This is a genomic window from Janthinobacterium agaricidamnosum NBRC 102515 = DSM 9628 (genome assembly GCF_000723165.1).
Lineage (GTDB): Bacteria > Pseudomonadota > Gammaproteobacteria > Burkholderiales > Burkholderiaceae_D > Janthinobacterium > Janthinobacterium agaricidamnosum.
In genome coordinates this window covers 2,576,695-2,582,458 of the sequence record NZ_HG322949.1, presented here as the reverse complement: position 1 = coordinate 2,582,458, position 5,764 = coordinate 2,576,695, and the positions used below count along the sequence as shown (strand labels likewise).

Genomic DNA, 5,764 nt, shown 5'->3' with positions numbered 1-5,764 from the left:
CACTTATGAAATTGACCCACTTATCCCAATAAATTTGATTTCCAGTTAAGGCACGTATCATGGCAATCTCTCCATTTTTAAATCGTGCTAAAAGCAGAGGTTAAATACCATGACATAGATGGTAAAGTTCGCATCTCAAAATATCCAATTCAATATTTTCTTCTACTAGCGGCTGCCCATCCTTATATAAAACAACATCATTTAATGACCCCATTCCTCCATACATAGCTAGTATTGTAGCAACTGTAGGGCCAAAAGAACCTTCGATCTCTAATTTTAATTTTTGCAATGATCTAGCCCAATCACTATATCCGCCAAAATTAAGGAGCTCAGCCATTCTCCCCATCACAATTTTTATTCTATTAATATTTTTCATTTAAGTGGGATCGAATTAATTACTTTAACACCAGGAATTATCCAGGGTTTAGGAACAATAACTTGTTGTGTGCCGCCAACATAAAAACCACTTTGCGTACCTACCTCTCCAATATGAATCTGAGTACCCGCAGGAATTTCAACGCTAAAAAATGTATCTAGTGGGGAAGCTGAACCGCCAAGCCATTTTGGTAGGATCGCTTTATCAATACGTGTTTGCAAGACACTGTTCCGTCTCTCGGGTCGGGAACCACCCGCAATTCGGGCGATCCTTGCAGATAAACGTAAGCCTTTTTATCGCTACCAAAGATCACCTTGTAGCCTTCGCCATATGCAGCACTTACCAAACTGCTGCAGTCCTTTGACGGGCCACTGGAACAGACATTGCCAATCAGCGTATCGCGCTCGGTAGACAGTTTAATTAAACTGTCTCTCCTCGCACAGGCATCAGGATTGCTTGAACTGCAAGCGGCAACAGCGGCGTCAAATTGCTCCTGCTCCGATTTCTTCATCCCCTCGCGCTTATGCTTCAGGTAGTTGTTCGCCACCTCATTCACCGCACTGTTCGCCCCCGCCTCACCGCCAACCGCAGCCCCTATCGCCGCCCCCGCCGCCAAGGTCAGCGCGCTGCGCAGTGTGTCCGGTATATCCAGAGTTTGAAGCTGCCTGGAAATGCTATCCGTCGACAGCGCCGCGGCACCTGCCCCTAACGCGCCATTGCTGCCGCCGGCCAGCGCGCCGACCGCAGTGTGCAAGGCTACCCGCGCAGGTCCGTCCTCTTTCCAGTTCGCCTTTAATTCATCGCTCTGGCGCTGCAATTCGGCACTCTTTACTGGATCGGCCTCTTCAAACGCTTGCTTCGCCAACGCCGTCGCTTCGTTCAGTTTATTGGAAGCATAATCTCCCACCTGCTTCGTCGCCGCCGCGAACGCCTGCGTCACCTCCATCGTCGCCTGCAACGCCTGCTTGTCGAAGTTGTTGCCGATCTTGCCGCTGGTGTCCACGCCAGTCGTCACGTTACGGTTGATGCTTGCCACCGTCTCTTCGGCGCCCTTGCCCGTCAACGCCCGCTGCGCCGCATCGTCGGTGATCACCAGACTGCCCGCGCTGATGCCGCTGACTGTGCTGCTGCTGTCGTTCTTGTTGACCGAGGCAATCGTCGGCAGGTTGCCGCTATTGCCGCCCGTACCGGCCACCGACATGCCGCCGCTCACGCCCATGCCGTTCGCCTGCGATACCGCATGGTTGGCGATCTCGCTGTGCGTCAGCGTGCCGGTGCGCAGTGTATTGACGCCTGTTCCTTCCGCCGTGCTGCTGATCACCGCGCCCTTCAGGTCGGTGTTGCCGGCCACCTTGATCTGGAAGCCGCCGTCGCCCGCCTTGATGCCGCTTTGTTCCTGCACGCTGGCGTAGTCGTTATGGATGTTGCTCTGGCTGTAGCTGGCGCTGAAACTGGCGCCGTAGCCCACCGTCCCGCTGACACTCATGCTCTGGCTCTTGCTGTCGAACTTCGCCGTGTCTTGCAGGCTTTCCAGATTCAGGTTGCCTTTGATATCGGCGATCACCTGGTTCGCGCTGGCCACCGCGCCCTTGATGTTGGTATCGCCGCCGCTGTTGAGTATCAGGGTCTGGCCGGCATTGACGCGGGTGTTCAGTTGCGTCGTGCCCTCGCCATCCTCATGCCCCTTGCTGCCGCTGACGCTGGCGGTGTAGCCGAACGACGTGCCTTTGCTGCTGATATTGGCCGCCACGCCGACCGATGCGCTCAGGCTGGAACTCTCGCTGTGCTGGCTTTCCGTATCCTGCGCCGCCACCAGGTTGATCCGGTTGTCCGCGTTCAGCACGATATCGTTCTTCGCGTTCAGCTGGCTGCCGGCGATGGCGATGTTCCCGTCCTTGCTGTCCTTGCCCGCGCCGCTGGCCGTGATGCTGATGTTATTACCGGTCAGTACTGTGCCACTGTGGGTGGTGCTGGCCGTCGTTTGCGTCTGCTGGCTTTCCGAATGGCCCGCCGTCAGGCTGACGCTGATGCTCGGGCCGTTTTTAGCCATGTCGGCCGCTGCCGCGTTGCCCGCCATCGCCGCGCTCGCCGCAGCCATTGCCGTGACCCGGCTGTCCTTGGCCTGACTGGCCGCCGCGCTCATGCTTTGCAGGCTCTGGAGCGCGCCCACCACGCTGCCGCCCAGCGCAAACGTCAAACCATCCTGTCTGGTCTTGACTTCGAACTTGCCCTTTTCGTTGTCCTGGCCCGGCGTGATGGCGACGCTCTTGCCGCTCAAGCCGCTGGCCAGCGTGATGTCTTGCTCGACCAGCCAGACGATGTCGCTGGTCAGCGCCGCCATTTGCGCCGGCGTCAATGCCACGCTCGGGCGCAGGTTCCAGGTATTGGCATAGGCTGCGCCGGCTTCCATCAGGCCACGGTATTGCTGTTCATCGCTGCTGTAATCGCCGACGAAACGCTGGCCGGTCAGTTCGGCAAAACGAAGGCCAGCTACGATGAGAGATATGATCACACGAAACTAAACAAGTAAGCACCGGTTTTATTACTCTACAGCACGCTCACGCCCAGCGTATTGGACAGCGAGTGGCGCCCTGGAAAAGTCTCAAGACCTCGCACACGAAAATCCTGACATGTCCTGAAATCTAGAACATTGCAACCTGCTGGCTATGGATTTACAATCACGACCGGTCTAACATAGCACTCGGTAGGATCCGCCCCAAAGCAGAAACTTGCCATGGCGGCTGTACTTTAGCGCTCTCTAAAAATGGAAGAATTTTTCTTTTTCTCAAACTAAATATATGAGCAAGCAACTCTCTGATATCAGCAAATTTTTAAGTTACGTGCTACGCCATCAACCAGATGCAGTCGGCATCACGCTTGACCTTGAGGGATGGACCGATATTACAGCATTGATCGCTGCTGCAGCCAATGACGGCAAGCGACTTGATCGGGATTTGATTCAGGCTGTGGTGACGACAAGCGATAAGAAACGGTTTGCGATTTCCGAAGATGGACTGCGCATTCGCGCCGTGCAAGGACATTCTACAGAGAGCGTGGACATTAAATATGTCGAGAATGTACCACCTGAATTGCTTTACCATGGTACCGCAATTCATTTTATGGAGTCCATCCGAAAAGAAGGATTACTAGCTGGCTCGCGCCAGTATGTGCATCTATCACAAGATGAACAGGCCGCGCTTGCCATCGGAAGTCGACACGGTCAACCTATCGTGCTAAAGATTGAAGCCCTACGAGTACATCAGCACGGCTTCAAGTTCTTTCAGGCAGAGAACGGTGTTTGGCTGACGAAAAAAGTACCAGCGCAATTTCTCGAAGATTAATTTTCGCCAGGCCACGCTCCAAAATTACTCTTCTCCATCTTCTTCAGCTTTAAATTCGGCGGCTTCGATCTGGGTTTTCTGAATCCATTCCACGAAGCTGCTTGCTTCGCCTTTGTGCTCCCAACCCGGGGGGCAGAACGAATGAATGTAAAACACTTTGGGATTGCCTGTGAGATCAGAGCCATCAAAACAGGCAACATCATCAGAACCACCATGCTTTGCAAAAGGTACTAGCATGCGTGAAGGAAATTGATTGCGCAATGTATCTGCCCAATAAACAGCCGAGTCCCTGTGAGGTGCCAACCACCACCATGGATCGATATCCGGCAAACCTTTCTCCACCAAGTTCAGATAAGACTGCGGAAATTTAAAACTACTCGGTAACGAATAGTCTTCAAACAAATATTTTTCGGTGTTCATTGTTTTGGTCTTCCTTTCACACGCGGTAATGGGTCTGCGCCGTAGGGATATTTCACACTGAATGCCCCACTTTGGCTATTAATACGAATTGTAATGGCATCACCCCATGTGGATGGAACCTGGTTACCTTTGGTAAATCGCCCAATTTCATCTTTTGTTAACGGTGAGTCAAAGGATCGAACCTTCGCTTGCACATCAATGCCTGCTTCTCGAGCTGCACTAATACGAGTATTGTCAATACTGGTCAGGTGACCATCTGGCATACGAACCACATCAACAGCATCACCTTTCCAGCCATTCGTTTGCATGCTCTTAACAAGATCATCGTATGTGTACGCTTGGTTAGTAGCACGATCTACTTTACCGAAAGAAACAGAGTTCTGCGAGAACCTGATTTCGTCAGATCCAAATGATACTGCACTATTTACCCCATCCTTCGACAAGACAGGCACAACAGATTCCCATGCATTAGTCAACGGATTCTGGCGAGCAATCCCCGTCCCGTTCGAACCCATCAATTCCGCATTCCTTATCGGAACCGGACCGGCTTCAATCAATCGCCCCACTGCCTGAGCGCTACTGTCCAGCAAACCCCTCACCCCGTTAACCAAACCATCATATACATATTTCCCACCAGCAGCAATGCCACCCAGTGCCTTGCCAACCACAAGGTCAGTTCCCGCCAGCTCCAGACCATCACGCAAACTTGCCGCTTGAGCATAATGATATGTTCCGTCTCTCGGGTCGGGAACCGCCCGCAATTCGGGCGATCCCTGCAGATAAACGTAAGCCTTTTTATCGCTACCAAAGATCACCTTGTAACCTTCGCCATATGCAGCACTTACCAAACTGCTGCAGTCCTTTGACGGGCCACTGGAACAGACATTGCCAATCAGCGTATCGCGCTCGGTTGATAGTTTAATTAAACTGTCTCTCCTCGCACAGGCATCAGGATTGCTTGAACTGCAAGCGGCAACAGCGGCGTCAAATTGCTCCTGCTCCGATTTCTTCATCCCCTCGCGCTTATGCTTCAGGTAGTTGTTCGCCACCTCATTCACCGCACTGTTCGCCCCCACCTCACCGCCAACCGCAGCCCCTATCGCCGCCCCCGCCGCCAAGGTCAGCGCGCTGCGCAGTGTGTCAGGTATATCCAGAGTTTGAAGCTGCCTGGAAATGCTATCCGTCGACAGCGCTGCGGCGCCCGCTCCTAACGCGCCATTGCTGCCGCCGGTCAGCGCGCCGACCGCAGTGTGCAAGGCTACCCGCGCAGGTCCGTCCTCTTTCCAGTTCGCCTTCAATTCATCGCTTTGACGCTGTAATTCGGCACTCTTTACTGGGTCGGGCTCTTCAGACGCTTGCTTCGCCAACGCCGTCGCTTCGTTCAGTTTATTGGAAGCATAATCTCCCACCTGCTTCGCCGCCGCAGCCGCAAACGCCTGCGTCACCTCCATCGTCGCCTGCAACGCCTGCTTGTCGAAGTTGTTGCCGATCTTGCCGCTGGTGTCCACGCCCGTGGTCACGTTGCGGTTCACGCCCGCCACCGTTTCCTCGGCGCCCTTGCCCGTCAACGCCCGCTGCGCCGCGTCGTCGGTGATCACCAGACTGCCTGCGCTGATGCCGCTGCCGG

5 protein-coding genes are annotated in these 5,764 nt (G+C 54.0%); 1 reads left to right on the top strand and 4 read right to left on the bottom strand.

The genetic code is table 11. The features are described 5' to 3' along the window. Nucleotides 1-100: 100 nt before the first annotated feature. Together GJA_RS27270 and GJA_RS10955 are read right to left on the bottom strand one after the other, a co-directional pair. A complete protein-coding gene (locus GJA_RS27270; protein ID WP_144241485.1) occupies nt 101-376 on the bottom strand; it encodes a DUF6966 domain-containing protein in 276 nt (91 codons plus the stop codon). Nucleotides 377-533: 157 nt separating this feature from the next. Further along, entirely contained in the window at nt 534-2,888 is a 2,355-nt protein-coding gene (locus GJA_RS10955; RefSeq protein ID WP_051780657.1) for a hemagglutinin repeat-containing protein, read from the bottom strand. 286 nt (nt 2,889-3,174) lie between these two features. Here GJA_RS10955 and GJA_RS10950 point away from each other — a divergent pair, with 286 nt between their 5' ends. Continuing rightward, nucleotides 3,175-3,717: an RNA 2'-phosphotransferase gene (locus GJA_RS10950; protein WP_038492023.1), complete on the top strand. Its 543-nt coding sequence runs from the start codon at nt 3,175-3,177 to the stop codon at nt 3,715-3,717. A gap of 24 nt (nt 3,718-3,741) precedes the next feature. Here the strand turns inward: GJA_RS10950 and GJA_RS10945 are convergent, their stop codons facing one another. Next, on the bottom strand, nt 3,742-4,137 hold the full coding sequence (locus GJA_RS10945; RefSeq protein WP_038492020.1) for an SMI1/KNR4 family protein: 396 nt from the start codon (nt 4,135-4,137) through the stop codon (nt 3,742-3,744). Beyond that, nucleotides 4,134-5,735: a DUF6862 domain-containing protein gene (locus tag GJA_RS26150; RefSeq protein WP_051780655.1), complete on the bottom strand. Its 1,602-nt coding sequence runs from the start codon at nt 5,733-5,735 to the stop codon at nt 4,134-4,136. The genes GJA_RS10945 and GJA_RS26150 overlap by 4 nt, the downstream gene beginning before the upstream one ends. Between the last annotated feature and the right edge of the window lie 29 nt (nt 5,736-5,764).

Excerpts from the sequence above, each read along its gene's own strand:
- GJA_RS10945 (WP_038492020.1), bottom strand. The coding sequence starts at position 4,137 with ATGAACACCGAAAAATATTTGTTTGAAGACTATTCGTTACCGAGTAGT.
- GJA_RS10950 (WP_038492023.1), top strand. The coding sequence starts at position 3,175 with ATGAGCAAGCAACTCTCTGATATCAGCAAATTTTTAAGTTACGTGCTA.
- GJA_RS27270 (WP_144241485.1), bottom strand. The coding sequence starts at position 376 with ATGAAAAATATTAATAGAATAAAAATTGTGATGGGGAGAATGGCTGAG.